Origin of the sequence: Actinoplanes sp. G11-F43, assembly GCF_050589265.1 — a bacterium.
In the GTDB taxonomy this organism is placed as follows: domain Bacteria; phylum Actinomycetota; class Actinomycetes; order Mycobacteriales; family Micromonosporaceae; genus Actinoplanes.
The window spans coordinates 159966-178174 of the sequence record NZ_JBNZCE010000017.1 but is presented as its reverse complement, the minus strand read 5'-3'; the positions used below and the strand labels follow the sequence as shown (position 1 = coordinate 178174).

General features: G+C 69.6%; 14 protein-coding genes and 1 pseudogene. 9 read left to right on the top strand and 6 right to left on the bottom strand.

What is annotated here, in order from left to right; translation table 11 throughout:
- Positions 1-1743, bottom strand: coding sequence for an ABC transporter substrate-binding protein (locus ACQ0O7_RS19620; protein WP_430783573.1), 1743 nt, complete (start codon positions 1741-1743; stop codon positions 1-3).
- Between the two features lie 10 nt (positions 1744-1753).
- Entirely contained in the window at positions 1754-2716 is a 963-nt protein-coding gene (locus ACQ0O7_RS19615; protein WP_430783572.1) for an ABC transporter permease, read from the bottom strand.
- A gap of 986 nt (positions 2717-3702) precedes the next feature.
- Between ACQ0O7_RS19615 and ACQ0O7_RS19610 the strand changes: the two genes are divergently transcribed.
- The 5 genes and pseudogenes from ACQ0O7_RS19610 to ACQ0O7_RS19590 all read left to right on the top strand — a co-directional run.
- Positions 3703-4725 (top strand): ABC transporter permease, encoded by a 1023-nt coding sequence (locus ACQ0O7_RS19610; protein ID WP_430783571.1) that lies wholly within the window; start codon positions 3703-3705, stop codon positions 4723-4725.
- 93 nt (positions 4726-4818) lie between these two features.
- Positions 4819-6558: an ABC transporter substrate-binding protein gene (locus ACQ0O7_RS19605; protein WP_430783570.1), complete on the top strand. Its 1740-nt coding sequence runs from the start codon at positions 4819-4821 to the stop codon at positions 6556-6558.
- A gap of 85 nt (positions 6559-6643) precedes the next feature.
- Positions 6644-7633, top strand: a complete 990-nt coding sequence (locus ACQ0O7_RS19600; protein WP_430783569.1) for an ABC transporter permease — start codon at positions 6644-6646, stop codon at positions 7631-7633.
- Between the two features lie 31 nt (positions 7634-7664).
- Positions 7665-8738, top strand: coding sequence for an ABC transporter ATP-binding protein (locus ACQ0O7_RS19595; RefSeq protein ID WP_430783568.1), 1074 nt, complete (start codon positions 7665-7667; stop codon positions 8736-8738).
- A pseudogene (locus ACQ0O7_RS19590) lies at positions 8735-9616 on the top strand (ABC transporter ATP-binding protein); the annotation flags it as partial. The gene ACQ0O7_RS19595 and the pseudogene ACQ0O7_RS19590, both read left to right, overlap by 4 nt.
- Positions 9617-9708: 92 nt before the next feature.
- Here the strand turns inward: ACQ0O7_RS19590 and ACQ0O7_RS19585 are convergent.
- Complete coding sequence (locus tag ACQ0O7_RS19585; RefSeq protein ID WP_430783567.1) at positions 9709-12423, bottom strand: putative bifunctional diguanylate cyclase/phosphodiesterase; 2715 nt, start codon at positions 12421-12423, stop codon at positions 9709-9711.
- 154 nt (positions 12424-12577) lie between these two features.
- Here ACQ0O7_RS19585 and ACQ0O7_RS19580 point away from each other — a divergent pair, with 154 nt between their 5' ends.
- Positions 12578-13099 (top strand): hypothetical protein, encoded by a 522-nt coding sequence (locus ACQ0O7_RS19580; protein ID WP_430783566.1) that lies wholly within the window; start codon positions 12578-12580, stop codon positions 13097-13099.
- 108 nt (positions 13100-13207) lie between these two features.
- Here the strand turns inward: ACQ0O7_RS19580 and ACQ0O7_RS19575 are convergent, their stop codons facing one another.
- Entirely contained in the window at positions 13208-14155 is a 948-nt protein-coding gene (locus ACQ0O7_RS19575; protein ID WP_430783565.1) for a DNA polymerase domain-containing protein, read from the bottom strand.
- A 17-nt stretch (positions 14156-14172) separates the two neighbouring features.
- Positions 14173-15438, bottom strand: a complete 1266-nt coding sequence (locus ACQ0O7_RS19570) for an ABC transporter substrate-binding protein (RefSeq protein WP_430783564.1) — start codon at positions 15436-15438, stop codon at positions 14173-14175.
- Between the two features lie 124 nt (positions 15439-15562).
- Between ACQ0O7_RS19570 and ACQ0O7_RS19565 the strand changes: the two genes are divergently transcribed.
- Positions 15563-15907, top strand: a complete 345-nt coding sequence (locus ACQ0O7_RS19565; protein WP_430783563.1) for a hypothetical protein — start codon at positions 15563-15565, stop codon at positions 15905-15907.
- Here ACQ0O7_RS19565 and rnhA read toward each other — a convergent pair.
- On the bottom strand, positions 15904-16356 hold the full coding sequence (gene rnhA / locus ACQ0O7_RS19560; RefSeq protein WP_430783562.1) for a ribonuclease HI: 453 nt from the start codon (positions 16354-16356) through the stop codon (positions 15904-15906). The two genes, ACQ0O7_RS19565 and rnhA, sit on opposite strands and share 4 nt — an antisense overlap.
- A 154-nt stretch (positions 16357-16510) precedes the next feature.
- Between rnhA and ACQ0O7_RS19555 the strand changes: the two genes are divergently transcribed.
- Both ACQ0O7_RS19555 and ACQ0O7_RS19550 read left to right on the top strand, forming a co-directional pair.
- On the top strand, positions 16511-17440 hold the full coding sequence (locus tag ACQ0O7_RS19555) for an ABC transporter ATP-binding protein (RefSeq protein WP_430783561.1): 930 nt from the start codon (positions 16511-16513) through the stop codon (positions 17438-17440).
- The gene (locus ACQ0O7_RS19550) at positions 17437-18192 is read left to right on the top strand and encodes an ABC transporter permease (RefSeq protein ID WP_430783560.1); all 756 of its coding nucleotides are present in this window, start codon (positions 17437-17439) and stop codon (positions 18190-18192) included. Before ACQ0O7_RS19555 ends, ACQ0O7_RS19550 begins: the two co-directional genes overlap by 4 nt.
- Positions 18193-18209 lie beyond the last annotated feature (17 nt).

Here is an 18209-nt window from a genome sequence, read left to right as displayed (position 1 = left end):
TCAGTCCGTCAGATGCATGTCGGGGAAGAACGGCAGCCCCATGGTGGAGTCGCCGGGCACATGGCCGACGTTGCGCCCGATGACGATCGCCATCTTGTCGTAGTAGAAGGGGATGGCCACGTACCGGTCCATGATCTCCTTGTCCACCGCGCCCCACTCGGCGGCCGCCCGGTCGCCGGGCATCGCGGCGACCGCGTCGATCCGGGCGTCCAGCGCCGGGTCCTGGAGCTGGCCCCAGCTCTTGCCCTGCTCGACGCTGCGGCTGCGGAACAGCACCGGGAACCAGCTGGTGCCGGTCGGCCAGTCGGAGCACCAGCCGCGCGGCGACTGGCCCAGGTTGACCGGGGCGTCGTAGTCGCCGATCCGGGCCCGCAGCTCGGCGGTCGGGACGCCGACCGGTTTCGCGGTGAACCCGGCCGCGGTCAGCGCGGTGCCGATCACCTGGGCGACCTGCTGGGGGATCGGCTTCTGGCTGTCGTGGTACCAGCTCACCGTGAAGCCGCTCTGCCCGGCCGCCGCCAGCATCCGTTTCGCCGCGGCCGGGTCGCCGGGCCCGGTGCCGCTCAGTCCGGGGGCCGCCGGGTACCGGAGATAGCCGGGGACGCTCGGCGGCAGGAAGGTGGACGCGCGCTCGGCGGTGTACGGGTTCTTCCCGGCCGCCTTCCAGATCGCGTCACTGGGCCAGGCCGTCGCGATCGCCTTGCGGACCTCCAGCGGGATTTTGCGGGTGTCCAGGCCCCAGGCGACGGTGCACGGGCTCTGCCCCTGGAGCAGCTGCGGCTCCCGGCCGGGGATCTGCTGGATCAGTGAGGCGTCGATGTTGCCGTAGTTCAGCGCGTCGGCGTCGGCCCCGTTGCTGTTCAGCACCTGCTGCTGGGTCTTGAGGTCGTCCTGGCCCCACCGGAAGTGCCAGCGGTCCAGGTACTGGTGCCGGACCGGGTCACTGGCCGGGTCCCAGTTCTCGTTGCGGACCAGTTCGAGTCCGGTGCCCGCGGTGAACGACTCGATCCGGTACGGCCCGGTCGTCATCGGCGCCCGCTGGTACTCCTGCCGGGTGTCCTTCGCCTCCGGGATCGGCGTGAACATCGCGAAGGTCATGAAGTACGGCAGATCCGGGAACGGCGTGGCCAGATGGATGACCAGGGTGTCGGTGCCCTGGGTGGAGACCCCGCCGAAGTCCGCGCCGTCCAGGTACGGGCCCCGGTACCGATCCCCGTCCTTGAAGTACGACGTCTGGTAGGCGGGACCGTTCGGGAACACGTCCCGGGCGAAGGACCGTCTGATCGCGTACGCCATGTCCTCGACCCGTACCGCGCTGCCGTCGGCGTACCGAATCCCGGGTTTGAGTTTGAAGGTCCAGGTCAGTCCGTCCTTGGACGCGGTGCCCAGATCGGTCAGGTCGGGGACCAGCACCGGCCGGCCGTCACGGATGTCGTACTGGGTGGGGGTGCGGTAGAGCAGTTTGCCGATCTCGTTCGAGTCGACGTAGTAGGTGTCGGTCGGGTCGAGGGTGTTCGGCGTCGTCTGCGCGTAGAGGGTGAGGGTGCCGCCCCGGCGGGCCCCGGGGATCTCCTCGGCCGGCCCGGTCGCGCTCGCGTCGACGCTCTGCAACGCGGTGGCGATCCGGCTGGTGGAGCCGTCCCGGTCAACCTCCCGGTGCTCCGACGGGCTGCCGCAGCCGGCGGCGACGCCCAGGGCCAGCACCACGGCGGTGGCGGCGGCCGTCCCGGTTCTTGCTGCCATGTGTTCCCTCTCAGACCGGCCGACGGGTACGCGGGTCGAAGGCGTCGCGGACGGCGTCGCCGAACAGACTCAGAGCGATCACCAGGACGGTGATGCCGAGGACGGGCAGCCACAGGTAGAGCGGATCGGCCCGGTAGTAGTTGGTCGCGGCGGCGATGGTCAGCCCCCACGACGGGGTCGGTTCGGTCAGCCCGACGCCGAGCACGGTCAGCCCGGCCTCGGTGACGATGTAGGAGGGCAGCGCCAGCGAGGTGGCGACCACGATCGGCGCCACCAGGTTCGGCAGCAGTTCGTGGATCAGCACCAGGTGGGTGGGCGTCCCGAGCACCCGGGCGGCCTGGACGAACTCCCGTTCGCGCAGCGACAGCACCTCGCCGCGGATCAGCCGGGCCAGGGTCGCCCAGCCGAACGACGCCATCACCACGATCAGCGCGCCGAACCGGACCGCCGAGGTCTGCTCGGCGGAGGCGCCGTCCGGCCCGCCGTGCAGCACGGCCAGGACCACCGCCGGGGCCGCGATCGCGACCAGCAGATACGGCAGGCTCAGCACGAAGTCGATCACCCAGGACAGCACCCGGTCGACCCAGCCGCCGGTGAATCCGGCCACCAGCCCGACGGTGACCCCGGCGACGGTGGACAGGACGGTGGCGGTGACGGCGACGATCAGCGAGGGCCGGGCGCCGTACACCCAGCGGGCGAAGAGGTCCCGGCCGAGCCGGGGTTCGACACCGAACCAGTGCTCGGTGGTGGGGCCGACGGTCGGATAGCCGAAGTCGTCGACCAGATCCTGGTGCAGCGTCACCGGGTCCTGCCCGGAGAGCCCGGCCAGCACCGGCGCGAAGAGCGCGATCAGGACGAAGGACAGCACGACGCCCAGCGAGATCATGGCGGTGCGATCGCGGCGGAGGCGGGTCAGCGCCATCCGGGTCGGGGACCGGCCGGTGTCCGGCACGTCCCCGGTCAGTGGTCGCACGCGAGAACTCACCTCCGGAATCCGGTCACGGAAAACAATGAAATGGATAGTTACAGGTGGATTCAGAGCTACTGATTAGGTCATATCACCACTAGGCCCCTAAACAGACAAAAACCACGATCAACTACCCAAACCTGACCAGACGTGCGTACGCTATATGATGATTTGCCGGTTATCGCATGCCTATGGTGATGCTGCTGCTACGTAAGGTGACTTCTGGGGTCAGCTCATCCCAACCCGGCGGCCCTGCCGGGACAGGGGTCCGGCCTCGATGCGTATCGTGGACCGGGGTGCGGCGCGGCGCTCGTGGAATCGGATTCGTTCGAGCACGGAGAGTTACGCTGAGCTGATGGTGTCGATCTCCCTCGCGGCTCCGGCCGGGCTTCGCGACCCGGCGGGCCGGATGTGCGCCCCGCGCGCCCCGACCTGGTGACCCGCCGGTAATCAGCGGTCGATAATGGTGGATGCCGCTCCCGATCGGGCCACAGTCAAACATTCATCAACAAACGCCTATGATCGCCGAAATCCGAAACAATCGAGAAACGATCTTGGAAAGTTCGGGGTGGATGGAAAGCGTGACTCTCCGCTACCGGGGGCGCGCTCAAGAGCGGTGAAGCAGACATACGAGGCAAAGGTGATACTTTGCCGAATCAGTGCTGGTATTTATCGCTAAAATGAGTCCTTATCACCCTGCCGTTGGGCTTGCGGTATGACCTAGGTCTTATGGCGGTGAACCCGTTCCGTTACCGGATCGATGCGTCAACACATTTCTCGGCCAATGGTTGTCGACTACATTTTTCAAGCGCGGCAGGCGAATACCGCTCACATACCCCCGGGTCCGCATACGGCTCCTGTGGGGCTAGGCCAACGGGGAAAGGGTGGTGCATGATGCCGCGAGGTAACATCCCCGGCCGGATCTTCCTCGTCACCCAAACGAGGTACGGGTTCGTTCCGCGTCCAAGTCCGCTACGAGGAGAAACCGCATCATGAGCAACACCCCGGCCGCCGCCGACTCCCGAGACCCGGGCACTGATGACACGGCCGTCGCGGTTCTCCCGCCCGACAACGCCGCGAAGGCCATCGTCGGCCGCTCGCCCGGCCAGCTGGCCTGGCTGCGTCTCAAGCGTGACCGGACGGCCCTGGGCAGCTTCATCGTCGTGGTGCTCGTCATCCTGGTGTCGGTCTCCGCGCCGCTGATCTCGAAGCTGTACGGGATGAGCCCGACCGAGGGCTTCAGCGACAAGCTGAACTACGAGGGCCTGCCGATCGGCTACCTCGGCGGCATCTCCGGCGAGCACTGGCTGGGCCTGGAGGCCGGCATCGGCCGCGACCTGTTCATGCAGCTGATCTTCGGCATGCGCACCTCGCTGATCATCGCCTTCCTCGCCGCGCTCATCTCGATCACGGTCGGCGTGGTGGTGGGCATCACCGCCGGTTACTTCGGTGGCTGGGTGGACAGCGTGCTGACCTGGCTGACCGACTTCATGCTGGCGTTCCCGTTCCTGGTCTTCGCCCTGGCGATCATCCCGATCGTCAACACCGCCGCCTTCGACGTGAACGAGGAGATCCCCGGTTCCTTCCGGATCGCCGTCATCATCGGCGTGTTCGCGCTCTTCGGCTGGATGACGTCCGCGCGTCTGGTTCGCGGTCAGGTCCTGTCGCTGCGCGAGCGGGAGTATGTCGAGGCGGCCCGCGCCGCCGGCGCCAGCAGCATGCACATCCTCTTCAAGCAGCTGCTGCCGAACATCTGGGCGCCCATCCTGGTCGCCTTCTCCCTGGCGCTGCCCGGCTTCATCGCCGCGGAAGCCGCCCTGTCGTTCCTGAACATCGGTGTGGTGGAGCCCACCCCCGACCTGGGCCGTCTGGTCTACTACGGCCGGCAGTGGCTCGGCACCCCGGACTTCGCCTACTTCCTGATCCCCGCGGCGACCGTCTTCATCGTGGTCCTCGCCTTCAACCTGCTCGGTGACTCGCTCCGCGACGCGCTCGACCCGAAGTCCGCGAAGTGACCACCGAGACCCTGTAGCACCGATCAAGACTCCGCCCGTGCCGCGGCGGGTCGTCTGACCCAGGCACGAACCGGTTGAGAGAAGGAGAATTAAGTGCGACGCAAGTTCGGAGCGCTGCCCGTCGGCGTTCTGGCTGTTGCCCTTGTTGCCAGCGGTTGCTCAGCGACGACCGAGGACAACGCCAGCGGCGGCGACCAGCAGAGCCGGGTGCAGACAGGCACCATCTCAACGGACCCCGCCGAATCGCAGGGGCCGGCCAAGGCTGTCGAGGGCGCCACGAAGGGTGGCGTCGTCAAGCTTCTTCACGAAGCTGAGTTCGGGCACCTCGACCCGCAGAAGATCTACGTGTCCGACGCCCTGTCGCTCGCGACGCAGTTCGCCCGTACCCTCACCGGGTACAAGGAGGACGGCAAGGGCAACCTGAAGCTCGTGGGTGACCTCGCCACCAACACCGGTGAGGACGTCAACGGCGACTGCAAGACCTGGAAGTTCACCCTGAAGGACGGGCTGAAGTTCGAGGACGGCACGCCGATCACCGGCGCCGACGTGGTCTACGGCATCTCCCGGTCCTTCGACCCCGACTGGGGTGACGGCCCGATCTACCTGCAGAAGTGGCTGACCGGCGAGGCCGAGTACAACAAGACCTACAAGGGCCCGTTCCAGAGCCCCGACACCCCGGTTCCCGGCCTGACCGCCGAGGGCAACGTGATCACCTTCACGTTCGCTCAGGCGCAGTGTGAGGCGCCGTACGCGGTGGCCATGCCGACCGCGTCGCCGGTTCCGAAGGCCAAGGACACCAAGGGCGACTACGACCGCAAGCCGGTCTCCTCGGGTCCGTACATGATCAAGGAACACGCGTACGACCAGTTCATCGAGTTCGTTCGCAACCCCAACTGGGACGCGAACACGGACCCGATCCGTAACGCGTACCCGGACGGCATCCGCGTCGAGTTCGGCCTGACCGCCGAGACCTCGGCCAACCGGATCGTCGCCGGCGCCGCTGAGGACCAGGCCGCCTTCATGTGGGCCAACGTCCCGGCCGCCGTGCTGCCGAAGACCCGCGCGCCGGAGTTCGCCGAGCAGGTCAAGGCCGGCCCGTCGCAGTACGTCGAGTACACCTACATCAACACCGAGCGCGTCACCGACGTCAAGGTTCGCCAGGCCCTGAACTGGGCCATCGACCGCGACTCGCTGATCAAGCTCCGTGGTGGCGTGGACCAGTTCGGCTCGACCATCATCTCGCCGACCATCGCGGGCTACCAGAACTTCAACGCCTACGACGGTGGCAACACCGGCAACATCGAGAAGGCCAAGGAGCTGCTCGGCGGCAAGACCGTCGACCTCACCTACGCGTTCCCGAACATCCCGCCGCGCCAGCAGGCGGCCGCCAAGGCCAAGGAGTTCTACGCCAAGGCCGGCATCAACATCGTTCTCGCGCCCCTCGACCCGGCGACCTACTACGAGAGCGTCGGCACCAAGGGCAACAAGTACGACCTGATCCGCGGTGGCTGGGGTGCCGACTGGCCCTCCGGCGCGACCGTCATCCCGGAGATCCTGGACGGCCGCAGCATCCGTGACAAGGGCAACATGAACCTCGCCTACTTCAACAACGACGAGGTCAACGCCGAGATCGACCGGATCAAGGGCCTCAAGGCCACCGAGTCCCCGGCCGAGTGGGCGAAGCTCGACAAGATGATCATGGAGAAGTACGCGCCGGTGATCCCGCAGTACTACATCGGCAACTACGAGATCCACGGTGCGAAGATCGGCGGGACGTTCCTGAGCGACTCGTACGGTCACCTCACCCTCAACACCATGTTCGTCAAGCCGTAACAACTCTCCAAGTCACGCCTGGTGGGATGACCGCTACAGCGGCCATCCCACCGGTCGTGGCCAGTCACGAGGAATGTAGAGAATCGTGCTCCGATTCCTGATCAAGCGCCTGCTACTGGCGTCGACAACGCTGGTGGCAATCTCGATCGTCACCTTCTTGCTGTTCTTCGCGGTGCCGACCAGCCCCGCGTGGGTGATGTGCGGGCGCAACTGCTCCCCTGAGCGGATCGCCCAGGTAGAGCAGAGCCTCGGCCTCGATCAGCCGATCACCACGCAGTACGTAGACTTCGTCAAGGGTGTCTTCCAGGGTCGTGAGTTCAACGACGCCGGGACCATCCGGGAGTGCGACGCCCCCTGCCTCGGATACTCGTTCCGCAGCAAGGAGCCCGTGACCGACACCATCACCCGCGCGCTGCCCGTCACGGTCAGCATCGTCGGCGGTGCGATGGTGGTCTTCCTGACCGTCGGCATCGGGCTCGGCATGCTGGCCGCGCTGCGCAAGGGCACCGTCTTCGACCGCGTCTCCATCGGCGCCTCGGTCGGTTTCGCCTCCACTCAGACTTACACCCTCGGCGGTGTGCTGCTCCTGCTCCTGGTCTACGCCACGGGCATCCTGCCCAACCCCCGGTACATCCCGCTGACCGAGGATCCCCTCGGCTGGGCGGGCGGCATGCTGCTTCCCTGGATCACCCTCGGCCTGATCAACTCGGCGATGTACGCGCGGCTGGCCCGCGCGCAGATGATCGAGACGCTTCAGGAGGACTTCGTCCGGACCGCCCGCGCCAAGGGCCTGTCGGCCGGCAAGGTCAATCGCAAGCACGCGCTGCGTGCCGCGATCACCCCGCTCGTCACCATCGCCGGTGTCGACCTGGGTTCCTACCTCGGCGGCGTGGTCATCACCGAGAGTGTCTTCAGCCTCGGTGGCATCGGCCGGGAGGCGGCGGAGGCCGTGGCAGACTTGAACCTGCCGGTTGTCATGGCAACCGTCCTCTTGGCGGCGTTCTTCATCGTCGCCATGAACATCATCGTCGACGTGCTCTACGCGGTGATCGACCCTCGCGTACGGCTCGGGTGAGCTGAGCAGAGCTGACGTGGAAAGAAGTGAGATGACGACCTCGACCAGCCCTGCCGCGGCATCCGTCGACCCGGAAGCCTATTTGCAGGTGCGCGACCTCAGGGTGCAGTTCCCGACCGAGGACGGCCTGGTTCGCGCGGTGGACGGCGTGACCTTCTCGGTCAGCCGCGGCAAGACGCTCGGCATCGTCGGCGAGTCCGGTTCGGGCAAGAGCGTCACCAGCATGTCCATTCTGGGCCTCCACAACCCCGAGCGCACCAACATCAGCGGGGAGATCTCCATCGGCGGGCGGAACATCGTCGGCATGAAGGAGAAGGAGATCCAGCGCATGCGCGGCAAGGACATGTCGATGATCTTCCAAGATCCGCTGTCCGCGCTGCACCCGTACTACAAGGTCGGTGCGCAGATCGCCGAGGCCTACAAGGTGCACCACCCGTCGGCCGGCAAGTCGATCGCGAACAAGCGCGCCGTCGAGATGCTGGACCGGGTCGGCATCCCGGAGCCGCAGCGCCGCGCCGGCCAGTACCCGCACGAGTTCTCCGGCGGTATGCGCCAGCGCGCGATGATCGCGATGGCCCTGGTGAACGACCCGGCGCTGCTGATCGCCGACGAGCCGACCACGGCGCTCGACGTGACCGTGCAGGCGCAGATCCTGGAGCTGCTGGAGGACCTGCAAAGCGAGTTCCACTCCGCGATCATCATGATCACCCACGATCTGGGTGTGGTCGCGCAGGTCGCCGACGACGTGCTGGTGATGTACGGCGGCCGCCCGGTGGAGACCGGCTCGGTCGAGCAGATCCTGAAGCGCCCGCAGCACCCGTACACCTGGGGTCTGCTGGCCAGCGTCCCGTCACTGCACGGTGACGCGGGCGTCGACCTGGTTCCGATCAAGGGCAACCCGCCCAGCCTGATCAACCTGCCGTCCGGCTGCGCGTTCAACCCGCGCTGCCGGTACGCGGGCCAGAACGGCAATCTCTCGTTCACCGAGCGGCCCGAGTTGCGGTCGGCCGGCGAGCCGGGGCACATGCTTGCCTGTCACCTCTCTCACGAGAACCGCCAGCGGATCTACGCTGAAGACATCGCGCACGCAGGAGTGGCCCAATGACAGATCTCGCAGACTCCGCGGCGAGCGGGGGCACCGTGACCACGCCGGCCGTCGAGCCGCTGCTCAAGGTCGAGGGCCTGACCAAGCACTACCCGGTCCGGGGCGGTTTCTTCGGCGCCAAGCAGGTCGTCCGCGCGGTGCAGAACGTCAGCTTCGACGTTCGTCCGGGCGAGTCGCTCGGCCTGGTCGGCGAGTCCGGTTGTGGCAAGACCACCACCGGCCGGATGCTGGTCCGTCTGCTGGAGTCCACCGCCGGCACGATCACCTTCGAGGGTGAGGACATCACCCACGCCAAGGGCACCCGGCTGCGCAACCTCCGCCAGGACATCCAGATCGTCTTCCAGGACCCGTACTCCTCGCTGAACCCGCGGCACACGGTCGGCAAGATCGTCGCGATGCCGCTGGAGGTCAACGGGATCAACCCGCCCGGCGGGGTGAAGAAGCGGGTTCAGGAACTGCTGGACACCGTCGGCCTGAACCCGGAGCACTACAACCGGTACCCGCACGAGTTCTCCGGCGGCCAGCGGCAGCGTATCGGCATCGCCCGGGCGCTCGCCCTCAAGCCGAAGCTTATCGTCGCCGACGAGCCGGTCTCCGCGCTCGACGTGTCGATCCAGGCTCAGGTCATCAACCTGCTGCGCCGGTTGCAGAAGGACCTCGGGCTGTCGTTCGTCTTCATCGCCCACGACCTGGCGGTGGTCCGGCACTTCTGTGAGCGGGTCGCGGTCATGTACCGGGGCGAGATGGTGGAGATCGGCACCCGGGAGCAGATCTACGAGAAGCCCAACCACCCGTACACCCGGGCGCTTCTCTCGGCGGTGCCGGACGTGACCAAGATCGGCGCGACCCGGCGGATCAAGCTGGAGAGCGAAACCGCCTAGCCGCTCGACCCGCCGTCCGGCAGGCTGGTCCGCGACACCCCGAACACCGAACCGCCTCCCGTGCCCACCGGCACGGGAGGCGGTTCTGTTCAGGCTACGACGGCGGTCTCCGCTCCTTCCAGGAAGAGCCGGCCGGCCTCGGCCGCCGGGATCGGACGGGAGAAGTAGTAGCCCTGCGCGAAGCCGCAGCCCATCTCCCGCAGGGCGGCGAGCTGGCCGAACTCCTCGATGCCCTCGGCCACGGTGGCCATCCCGAGGCTCTTGCCCAGCCGCACGATGGTGTCGGTGAGCGCGGTGTCGTCGGCGATCAAACCGAGCCGTTCCACGAACGAGCGGTCGATCTTGAGGGTGTCCATCGGGAACCGGCGCAGGTAGGCCAGCGACGAGTAGCCGGTGCCGAAGTCGTCGATGGCCAGGGTGAGCCCGTGCGCCTTGAGCCGCAGCAGCTGCTCCAGGTTCGCCTCGGTGTCGGTCATCAGGACGCTCTCGGTCATCTCCAGGCACAGCCGGTCGGCGGGCATCCCGGTGTCGGCCAGCACCCGGGCGACGGTCTCGGCGAAGTCGGTCCGGTCCAGCTGGCGCACCGAGACGTTCACCGACATCTTCAGCGGCCGGCCGCCGGCCGCCGCGGACCACTCCACCGCCTGCCGGCAGGCCTCGTGCAGGACCCAGTTCCCGAGCGGCACGATCAGGCCGGTGGCCTCGGCGATAGGGATGAAGTCCAGCGGGTTGATCATGCCGCGGGTCGGGTGCGGCCAGCGCACCAGCGCCTCGAAGCCGACCACCTGACTGGTCTCCAGGTCGATCGTGGGCTGGTAGTGCAGGCGCAGCTCGCCCCGGTCCAGGGCGCCACGCAGGTCGGACTCCAGCTCCAGGCGCTCGACCAGGCCCTCCCGCATCCGCGGGTGGTAGGCGGCGAACACCCCGCCACCGGCCGCCTTGGCGTGGTGCATGCCCAGATCGGCGTTGCGCATCAGCTGTTCGGCCCGCTGGCTCTCGCCGTCCTCACCACCGGTCTCGTCGAGCAGCGCGGCGGCGGCCAGGCCGATGCTGGCCCGCACATGGATCAGACGGGCGCCGGCGTGCACCGGCTCCTCCAGGTCGTCCAGGATCCGCCGGGCGATCGCCTCGGCGTCGTCGGCGCCCTCGGCCAGGATCGCGAACTCGTCGGCGCCGAACCGGGCCACCAGGTCCTCGTCCCGGACACACGCCCTGATCCGGTCGGCGACCCGCACCAGCAGCTGATCGCCGGCCAGATGACCGAGGCTGTCGTTGACCCGCTTGAACCCGTCCAGGTCCAGATGGAGCACCGCCACGTCGGTGCCGCGGCGCAGCGCCTCGGCGGCCCGGTCCCGGAACAGCGCCCGGTTGGCCAGCTGGGTGAGCGAATCGTGATATGCCTCGTGCACCAGCTGTTCCTGCAGCTCCTTGCGCTCGCTGATGTCCCGGGTGTTCAGCACGAACCCGGCCACCCGCGGGTCGTCCACCAGGTTCGTGATGATCACCTCGGAGGGGCGTTTCCGGCCGTCCCGATGGGTGTGCACCACCTCCAGGGTGACCGTCGCGTACGGCCGCGCCGCCACCCGCCGCATCGCCCCGGCCAGCCGGACCGCCACCTCCGCGTCGACCAGGTCGGTGTAACGGCGGCCGACGAACACCTCCGGGCCGTACCCGAAGACCCGCTGCATCGACTCGCTCTGGTAGCTGATCATCCCGTCCGCGCCGATCACCGTCACCACGTCCGAGCTGTGCCGGATCAGCGCGTGGAACCACTGCTCCCGGTTGTGCAGGTCGGCGGTGCGCTCGGCGACCCGGGTCTCCAGATTGCGGGTGAGGGCCCGGTTCTCCAGCTGGGTGAGCAGCTGCCGGCCGACGATCAGAAGGATCAGGAACGACCTGGTGTACGTCATGAACGGGTGGTTCTGCCCGCTCAGCAGGTGGTACAGGACGCTGGCGGCCAGCGCGGCCAGCACCGCCAGGTACGGCACCATGATCGAGGTGTGCCACACCGCCGGCGGAAGACTCTCGGGTTCTCTTCCGTTCGGCCGGGGCCGCAGCGCGCCGACGGTGATCAGCGCGTACCCGGCCAGCGAGCCGAGGTGCACCATCGGCGCCGCGCCGTGGTTCCCGGTCAGTTCGAGATAGACGTGCCCGATGTCGGTGACCGCGAAGGCGAGCACACCGGCGCCGAAGAACACCAGCCCGATGCCGTGCCCGCCGCGCAGCCGCCGCACCGGCAGCATGTAGGCGACCACCGTGACCAGCATGACGTCGATCAGCGGAAAGATCAGCGTGGAGTAGAAGTCCCAGCCGCCGGCCCCGGCCGCCAGCTGATGGTCCACCACGAACACCCAGGCGACCAGGGCCAGCGACGCGGCGATCAGCAGGCCGTCCAGGACACTGCGGACCCGGTTCACCACCGGCTGGGAGGCCCGCGGCATGGTCAGCAGACCGGCCGGCAGCAACACCACCAGACCGAACATGGCGGGCCCGCTGAGCGCCCGGAACAGATCCGGCGAACTGAACCAGGAGAACTGCCCGGTGCCCCAGAGCAGCAGGCCCGCGGCGATCAGCGTCCAGCCCCAGCGGGCCCGGCCGGTCAGCCCCCGGGAGCGCCGCAGACAGGCGGCCGCCGCGACGGCGCCCGCGCCGAGCAGGCCCCAAGTGGCGGTCGCCCGGGCCACGCCGGGGGAGCCGAACACGACGAGTGCCGCCAGGACGGTGAAAACCGCTCCGGCCAGGGTGGCGTACCCGGCCCAGCGGCGTGCCGCCCGCGGGTCCAGAGCCGTGTCGTCGGCTGCCATCCGCCCCTACCCTTCGACCCACCGCCGAGGGGTGGACAACCGGGGTCATCGGGCCCGGGCGGGCCGTCCTGAGGAGTTCCCGAGGGGTAACTTCCGGCGGCGCGGACGGGCGACATGGTTCGATGTCCGCCGATCCGGTCGTTACCGTGAGGCCATGACCGCCGCGGAACTGCTCGCCGCCTCCGGCCGCTTCCCGATCGCCGCCGGCCTGTCCGCCGCCGAGCTCGACGCCGTCGAGTCCGAGTTCGGCTTCCACTTCGCCCCCGACCACCGGGAATTCCTCGCCGCCGGGCTGCCCACCGGCCCCGGCTGGCCGGACTGGCGCTCGCCGGACCGGTCCGGGCTGCGGGCGGCGCTCACCGCGCCGGTCGAGGGCGTCCTCGTCGACGTGGCCGAGAACGATTTCTGGTACGACGGGTGGGGCCCTGCCTTCGGCGACCGGGTGGCCACCGCCCGGGCCGCCCTGATGATCGCCCCGCGGATGGTGCCGCTCTACCACCACCGCTACCTGCCGGCCGTCATCGCCGGGCACCCGGTGCTGTCCATCCACCGGTCCGACGTGATCGGTTACGGCGCCGACCTGGCCGACTGGCTGCACCGGGAGTTCGGCCTGGGCGCCCCGGCCCCGCGCCGGGTCCGGCCGTCCGTCCCGTTCTGGAGCGCCCTCATCATCTGAGGCCGTGTGCCGCGTTCCGGCGCGAAACGCGCCGGAACGCGGCACACGGCCGGTCGGCCTCAGTTCGCGTGCCGATCTGTGGCCCGAATCGGGCCACAGATCGGCACGCTAACCTGCTTCGCGGCGGGCCTTGGCGCGGCGTTTGCCCTCGTGCATGGCCTGCACCCGGGCCACCGGGATGGTGTGCCCCTCGGCGACCAGCCCGGCGTCCAGCTCCCGCGGGGCGGGCATCGACCCGGCCCACGGGTCCCGATCACCGAGCAGGCCGGGTGCGGTGTGCACGGTGAAGTCGGCGGGGGAGACCCGGTCCAGATCGGACCAGCCGACCGGGAACGAGACCGGCACCCCGGGCCGGGCCCGCGGACTGTACGCCGCCACCACCGTCGCCCCACCGGCCCGGGTGGCGTCCAGGAACACCTTGCCGTGCCGGTCGTCGCGGATGAACGCGGTGGTGGCCAGCTCCGGATCGATCCGCTCGGCGCGGGCCGCCACCGCGCGCTGGGCGGCGGCCACGTCCTCGGCGGACGGCTCGCCGGCGAGCGGCACGAAGACGTGCACCCCCTTGGCGCCGCTGGTCTTCACCGCCCCGTCCATGCCCGCGTCGGCGAGTGCCTGCCGGACCAGCCGGGCGCCGGCCACGGCCAGTGCGAAGCCGCCGTCCCCGGGCGGATCCAGATCCATGATCAGGTGGGTGGGGTGCGGCGAACCGGCCGGGATCAGCGCCGGGTGGTACTCCACCGCCCGCTGATTGCCCAGCCAGAAGAGCGTGCGCCGGTCGTCGGCCAGCGGATAGGTCACCTCCCGGTGCGATGAGTCGGCCCACAGGCTCGCCCGGGGCACCCAGTCCGGTGTGTACTTCGGCAGGTTCTTCTGCATGAACCGGTCCTGGCCGCGCAGCACCCGGATCACCGACAGCGGCCGGTTGCGCAGCACCGGCAGGAACCGGCCGGACATCACGTCCAGATAGTCGATCAGATCCCGCTTGGTGGCCCCGGCGCCGGGGAACAGCTCCTGGTCCAGGTTGGTCAGTGGTACCCCGTCGCGATCCTCACCCATCTCCCCATCCTGCCCCGTCACTGCTGCCGGATGAACTGTTTGGCGGCCGCCGCCAGGGCGTCCCGCAGGGCCGTGGCGTCCCGGGCGGTGGAGAACGCGGCGACCGCGGCGTTGGCGGCGTTCTGCCAGGGCTGGGAGCAGGCCGATCCGTGCGCGCAGGACGGCACCGGGACACCCGAACGCCAGTCCTCGGCCGCTCCCGTCTGATAGGCGGTGAACCCGGTGGTGGGGGTGTCGGTGCGGGCCGGGATCGAGCCCTTCCGCGCGTTGAACTCCCGCTGGCCCTCCACCGAGGCGACGGTGGCCAGCCAGCAGCGCGCACCCGCCGGGTTGGCGGCGCCGCTGGTCAGCGCGAACGAGTCGGCCAGCCACTGGAAGGCGGTGCCGTTGCCGGGGAAGGGGAAGGTGGCGTACCCGGTGAAGCCCTTGGCCTCCAGATCGGCCGCCACCCAGTCGCCCATCAGCTGGTAGCCGGCCTTGCCCTCGACCAGCAGCCGCTCCGCCTGCGGCCAGTCCAGCGAGTTGCGGTCGGTGTTGGCGAAGTCCAGCAGCCGGGCGTAGTCGTCGATCGCCCGGCGCACCGGCTCGCCGTCCCACCGGGTGGCGCCGGTGAACAACCCGCCGAACCCGTCCGCCCCCAGCTCGCTGATCAGCACCGCCTCCAGCAGCATCAGCTGGGTCCAGTCCCGGCCCAGGGCCAGCGGGGCCTCGATCCCGTGCCGGCGCAGCAGGTCCAGGTCGCGCAGGAACTCGTCGACGTCGTGCGGCGCGTCCCGGACACCGGCGTCGGCGAGCACCCGCTCGTTGGTCCAGACCACGTTGGCCCGGTGCACCCCGGCCGGCACCGACCAGAGCCGCCCGTTGACGGTCAGCGTCTCGATCAGGCCGGCCGGCAGCGCGTCCCGCAGACCCCAGGTGCCGAAGTCGGCGCTCAGGTCGGCGACCTGGCCGGAGTCGATGTGGTCGAGCAGTTCGGCGCCGGCGTGCACCTGGAAGGTGTCCGGCGGATCGCCCTGCAGCAGGCGGGTGGCCAGCACCTGCTTCGCGGTGACCCCGGCGCCACCGGCGACCACGCCGTTCTCGAAGGACTGCCCGGGGCAGGCGGCGCCGAACCGGCCGATCAGGGCGTCCAGCCCGGCCTTCTCCCCACCCTCGGCCCACCAGGTGAAGACCTCGACCGTCGAGGTGACGGTGCCGTCGTCGTCATCAGCGGACGAGCAGGCGGACGTCAGCAGCAGCAGCGCGGCGGCGGCAGCCGCCAGGGCCCGTCGTGGAATGCCCATGGAAACCATCCCCCATCGTCACGAAGCGGGCCCGCGCGATGCCGCGGGGATCACAGCCTAATTCCTCCGGGGTACGTCAAACGGGCCATAGCTACCGGTCTATCCACTTCGTCACAATCGAGGTATGACCACACCGGGCGACACCATCCTTCTCGTCATCCTGGCCGCCGCCCTGATGGCCTGCCTCGGATACGCGGCCGGGCGCCTGCACCAGCGCCGGCAGAGCGGGGACGACCGGGCCGCGGCCTACAAACGCGGGTACGACGCGGCCACCCGCAGTGTGTTCAGCATGGCCGCCCGGGCCGCCGGGCGCGGTGCCGTCGCCCCGGAAGTCGTCCCCCTCGGGCCGGACGTGCCGGCCCAGCGCCAGGCCCGCCACGCGGTCCCCGAGGAGCTGGTCCAGGCCGCCACCTATCTGCTGCCGCCGGACCGGGTGGCCCGCGCCAAGGTCCCCGAGCCGCGTTCCTAGCGGGCCGCCTCCACGGCCTCCTTCAGCCCGCGGGCGGCCAGCCGGTCGGCCCGCTCGTTCTCCGGATGCCCGGCGTGACCCTTCACCCAGTGCCAGGTGACCTGATGCTTACGGACCACGGTGTCCAGCCGCTGCCACAGGTCGACGTTCTTCACCGGCTGGCGGGACGCGGTCATCCACCCGTTGCGCTTCCAGTTCTCCAGGTATTTCGTGATGCCGTTACGGACGTACACGCTGTCGGTGTAAAGGTCCACGGTCAGCGGCGTGCGATTGAGCGCCTCCAGCGCCATGATCGCGGCCATCATCTCCATCCGGTTGTTCGTGGTGGAGCCGGCCTCGCCGCCGCAGAGATCCTTCTCCGCCGTCCCCCAGCGCAGCACCGCGCCCCAGCCGCCGGGCCCGGGGTTCTTCGAGCACGCGCCGTCCGTGTAGATCTCCACCACGCCCATACCGGAAGCCTAAGGTGCGGCCTCAGGTAGGAGGTGCGGTGGTCGCCGGCGGGAGAAGGTGAGACAAGCCATCCGGTGCACCGCCGGGCCGGGGCTTTCAGCGGGCCACCGTAAGGTGGCCGGTGGCGGACGGATCGGCGGATTGGCGGGACTCATGGTTGGTGGCGACGCGGCCGCGGTCGAGGTACGGGACGTCGTGGTGCGCTACGGCGACACCACCGCCGTCGATGGAGTGTCCCTGATCCTGCCACGCGGGCGGGTGCTCGCCCTGCTCGGGCACAACGGCGCGGGCAAGACGAGCCTGCTGCAGGTGTGCGAGGGCTTCCGGCGGCCGGCCGGCGGCGAGGCCCGGGTGCTCGGGCTGGACCCGGTCGGTGACCACGACGCGCTGATGCCCCGGCTGGGCATCATGCTCCAGTCCGGCGGCGTCTACCCGTGGGCGACCGCCGGCGAGATCCTGCGCCTGTTCGCCTCCTTCGCGGCCCACCCCCTCGACACCGACATGCTGCTGGACCGGCTGGGCCTGCGCCGGTTCGAGCGCACCCGGTTCCGCCGGCTGTCCGGTGGCGAGCAGCAGCGGCTCAGCCTGGCGGTGGCCCTGGTCGGCCGCCCCGAGCTGGTCTTCCTGGACGAGCCGACGGCGGGCATGGACACCGAGGCCCGGCACACCACCTGGCAGCTGATCGAGGAGCTGCGCACCGACGGCGTGTCGGTGCTGCTCACCACCCACCTGCTGGACGAGGCGGAGCGCCTCGCCGACGACGTGGTGATCATGCGGTCCGGGCGGGTCGCGGCGACCGGCACCCCGGCCGAGCTGACCTCGGCCGCCGCGATCGACGTGCTGGAGGTGCGCGCCGGGCCGGGCCTGGACCTGAGCGGGCTGCGTGCCGGCCGCACGGTGGCCGAGCCGTCCCCCGGGCTCTACACGGTCTCCGGCTCGCTGGACACCGCCGGCCTGGCCGAGGTGCTGGCCTGGTTCGCCGCCGCCGGCGCCGACGTGACAGCGGTCAACACCCGCCGCCGCACGCTGGAGGACGTCTACCTGTCCCTGACCACGCAGACCCCGGTGGGAGCCGTTCAGTGAGCACATTCGCCCCGGCGCCGGGCCGCGCCCCGAAACGCGCCATCCTCGGCAGCCAGATCCGGATGGAGCTGATGCTGACCGCCCGCCGTGGTGAGGCCGTCGTCCTGGCGATGGGGGTGCCGCTGCTGGTCCTGCTGGGTGCCGGCCTCTTCGACGTGACGAACCTGCCGACCGCCGACCGGCTGGGCTATGTGGTGCCCGGGGTGCTGGCGCTGACCGTGATGTCCACCGCGTTCACCGGGCAGGCGATCATCACCGGCTACGAGCGTGGTTACGGCGTACTCAAAAGGCTCGGCGCTTCGCCGTTGACCCGTCCCGGCCTGCTGATCGCGAAGACCACCGCGATCCTCGCCCTGATCGTGGTGCAGGTGCTGGTGCTCGCCCTGGTCGGCGTCGCGGTCGGCTGGCGCCCGGAGGCCGGCGCGCTGCTGCCGGCGATCGGCGTGACCGTGCTGGCCGCCGCCGGCTACACCGGTCTGGCCCTGCTGCTGGCCAGCGTGCTCAAACCGGAGACCACCACCGGCGCGGCCACCCTGATCTACGTGGTGATGATGTCCGTCGGCGGGATCATGTTCGGCGCCCCCGACCTGGGCGCCGCCGGATGGTTCCTGCTGCCGCTGGCCGCGCACGCCGAGGCGCTGCGGGAGACGCTGACCCACGGCGGTTCGATCCCGCTCGGCATCTGGGCCGCCCTGCTCACCTGGGCGATCGTCTGGCCGGCCGCCGCCGCCCGCAACTTCAAGTGGGAGTGACTGTCCACCGGACGGTT

What these genes read in the sequence shown, in the direction of transcription:
- ACQ0O7_RS19620 (WP_430783573.1), bottom strand. Translation starts at nt 1,743, where the DNA reads ATGGCAGCAAGAACCGGGACGGCCGCCGCCACCGCCGTGGTGCTGGCC.
- ACQ0O7_RS19610 (WP_430783571.1), top strand. Translation starts at nt 3,703, where the DNA reads ATGAGCAACACCCCGGCCGCCGCCGACTCCCGAGACCCGGGCACTGAT.
- ACQ0O7_RS19595 (WP_430783568.1), top strand. Translation starts at nt 7,665, where the DNA reads ATGACGACCTCGACCAGCCCTGCCGCGGCATCCGTCGACCCGGAAGCC.
- ACQ0O7_RS19585 (WP_430783567.1), bottom strand. Translation starts at nt 12,423, where the DNA reads ATGGCAGCCGACGACACGGCTCTGGACCCGCGGGCGGCACGCCGCTGG.
- ACQ0O7_RS19580 (WP_430783566.1), top strand. Translation starts at nt 12,578, where the DNA reads ATGACCGCCGCGGAACTGCTCGCCGCCTCCGGCCGCTTCCCGATCGCC.
- ACQ0O7_RS19575 (WP_430783565.1), bottom strand. Translation starts at nt 14,155, where the DNA reads ATGGGTGAGGATCGCGACGGGGTACCACTGACCAACCTGGACCAGGAG.
- ACQ0O7_RS19570 (WP_430783564.1), bottom strand. Translation starts at nt 15,438, where the DNA reads ATGGGCATTCCACGACGGGCCCTGGCGGCTGCCGCCGCCGCGCTGCTG.
- ACQ0O7_RS19565 (WP_430783563.1), top strand. Translation starts at nt 15,563, where the DNA reads ATGACCACACCGGGCGACACCATCCTTCTCGTCATCCTGGCCGCCGCC.
- rnhA (WP_430783562.1), bottom strand. Translation starts at nt 16,356, where the DNA reads ATGGGCGTGGTGGAGATCTACACGGACGGCGCGTGCTCGAAGAACCCC.
- ACQ0O7_RS19555 (WP_430783561.1), top strand. Translation starts at nt 16,511, where the DNA reads ATGGTTGGTGGCGACGCGGCCGCGGTCGAGGTACGGGACGTCGTGGTG.